This is a genomic window from Microcystis sp. LE19-131.1A (assembly GCF_027532015.1).
Taxonomy (GTDB): domain Bacteria; phylum Cyanobacteriota; class Cyanobacteriia; order Cyanobacteriales; family Microcystaceae; genus Microcystis; species Microcystis ichthyoblabe_A.
The window spans coordinates 1-2,221 of sequence record NZ_JAPZSS010000320.1; the positions used below are offsets into that span (position 1 = coordinate 1).

Annotated in this window: 3 protein-coding genes; 1 reads left to right on the forward strand and 2 read right to left on the reverse strand. The window is 43.9% G+C overall.

What is annotated here, in order from left to right:
* Positions 1-357 (reverse strand): RNA-guided endonuclease InsQ/TnpB family protein (locus tag O9323_RS22335; protein ID WP_288125773.1); only part of this gene is annotated, 357 nt, incomplete at its 3' end.
* A 90-nt stretch (positions 358-447) separates the two neighbouring features.
* Here O9323_RS22335 and bioF point away from each other — a divergent pair.
* Complete coding sequence (gene bioF / locus O9323_RS22340) at positions 448-1,605, forward strand: 8-amino-7-oxononanoate synthase (RefSeq protein ID WP_002755895.1); 1,158 nt, start codon at positions 448-450, stop codon at positions 1,603-1,605.
* Positions 1,606-1,637: 32 nt separating this feature from the next.
* Here bioF and O9323_RS22345 read toward each other — a convergent pair whose 3' ends face one another.
* A complete protein-coding gene (locus O9323_RS22345) occupies positions 1,638-1,865 on the reverse strand; it encodes a hypothetical protein (RefSeq protein ID WP_016516502.1) in 228 nt (75 codons plus the stop codon).
* Positions 1,866-2,221: the final 356 nt, after the last annotated feature.

Sequence of the window (2,221 nt, forward strand, 5' to 3'; positions counted from 1 at the left end):
AAATTTAAAGGCTGATTTGGTAAATTCGGCACTTCCTCCCTGATGTTTTTTCTTAAAGTTAGGATACTTAGTACGACCAGCAAAGAAATTAGTAAAAGCTGTTTGTAGGTGTCTTAACCCTTGTTGTAAAGGTACACAGCTTACTTCATTGAGAAAGTCTAATTCTTCTTGCTTTTTCCAATCGGTCAACATTGAAGAAGTTTGAGCGTAGCCTACTCTTTCTTGCTTTTCATACCAAGCTTGTGTTCTGACATGGAGAGCTTTATTGTAAACTAATCTTACACAGCCCAATGTGCGCCGCAATAGCGACTCTTGTTCTGGTGTGGGGTAAAATCGGTAAGAATAGGCTTTTTCCATATCTCGCATTCTAGCATATATCGTGTAAATGCGCTAATATTTAACAGGAAAGCCGTCGTAGAACGACGGGGTTTTAGACCCAAATTTTCGATGAATCATCCTTATTCTTGGATCGAGGACAGCTTAAAAACCCTCCATCGGGCCAATTGGTATCGAAGGGTCAAAACCATTCAAGGCCAGGGCGGAGCCGTTATAGAATTAGAGGGTCGATCGCTGATTAATTTTGCCAGTAATGATTATCTGGGATTAGCAGCCGATGAAAGAATGATCGCGGCAGCCATAGCAGCAACACAACGCTATGGAACTGGAAGCACCGGCTCGCGTCTATTAAGTGGACACCGAGATCTTCATCGAGACTTAGAATTAGCGATCGCATCCTTTAAAAATAGCGAAGACGCGATCGTTTTTAGTTCGGGATATTTAGCCAATTTGGGGACAATTACCTGTTTAGTGGGGCAGAAAGACCTGATTTTAGGAGATCAATACAATCACTCTAGCCTCAAAAATGGAGCCAAGTTAAGCGGTGCCACGGTGAAAGAATACCAGCACAATAGTCTCGAAGATTTAGAAAATCAGTTATTAGCCCACCGTCATCACTATCGTCATTGTTTACTGCTCACCGATACAGTGTTTAGTATGGATGGGGATATCTGTCCCCTAGCGGGAATTCTCGCTCTAGCCGAGATTTATAATTGCATGGTTTTGGTGGATGAGGCCCACGCTACCGGGGTTATGGGGGAAAATGGCACAGGTTGCGTGGAATATTGTGGTTGTCAAGGACGGGAATTAATTCAGATGGGAACCCTGAGTAAAGCTTTAGGCAGTTTAGGGGGATATGTGACTGGAAACGCCAAAATTATCGATTTTATCCGCAATCGCGCCGCCACCTGGATTTATACTACCGGTTTATCCCCCGCCGACACCGCCGCCGCTAGAATGGCTCTAGAGATTATTCATCTGGAGCCGGAACGTCGCCAACGCCTACACCAAAATGTTAATTTTGTCAAGAGTAACTTAAATAATTTTAATATATTGCCTTCGGAAGCGGCGATTTTATGTTTACCGGTAGCCAATCCGGGTCAAGCCCTAGAATTATCGCAAAAACTGCTAGAAAAAGGGATTTTTGCCCCCGCCATTCGTCCTCCTACCGTTCCCACCAGTCGTCTGCGGTTTACTGCTATGGCCACCCATAGCCTCGCCCATCTAGAGGTTCTTGTCCAGTCTATTGGCGAATCTTTCCCCACATAGAGAAAAAGTTTTTCGTGGGAAGTGGGGAACAACTAAGTTGAGCGGCGGTTAGCATCCTTGATCCCATCATCAAGCTCTCTAGCCTGGCCGCTCCAACGACTTGTTAGACTGGGCTTTCGCAATAAGTTTACGACTTCTCTGCCGCTTGCTGCTTCCTTTTTGCGTAGGTCTGCAAAGATTGCATCCAAGTCATAGTTGAAGGACTTGGCATACTCTTCACGGATTCGGTGGATCTCCTCGACAATTTCATCTGTCCACATGACTTAATCTCCCATCAGTTCGTTGGGTGTGCAAAGGATAGGCAATACCCAAATGGCTCAAGTTTGCGGCTTGCCGCTAAATATTCGCAGGCAACCTGCCAAATTAAAACTCCCTCTGTCAGATTAGCTACTAGAGAAGCTGCGATTGCCTGCTTACTAGGATAACGCGAATCATTGACGTAAATTAAAACATTTGTGTCAACAGCGTTCATGCAACATAAGTAGTCATGCAAAATTAATTACCCAAATAAAAAATTAAGAAGTATAATACATAAAAAAACGAAGCAGCAGGAAAATACAATGAGATTGATTAGAGACCTAAACCCCGAGAGCCAGAAAATGCTAGAGAGAATTTA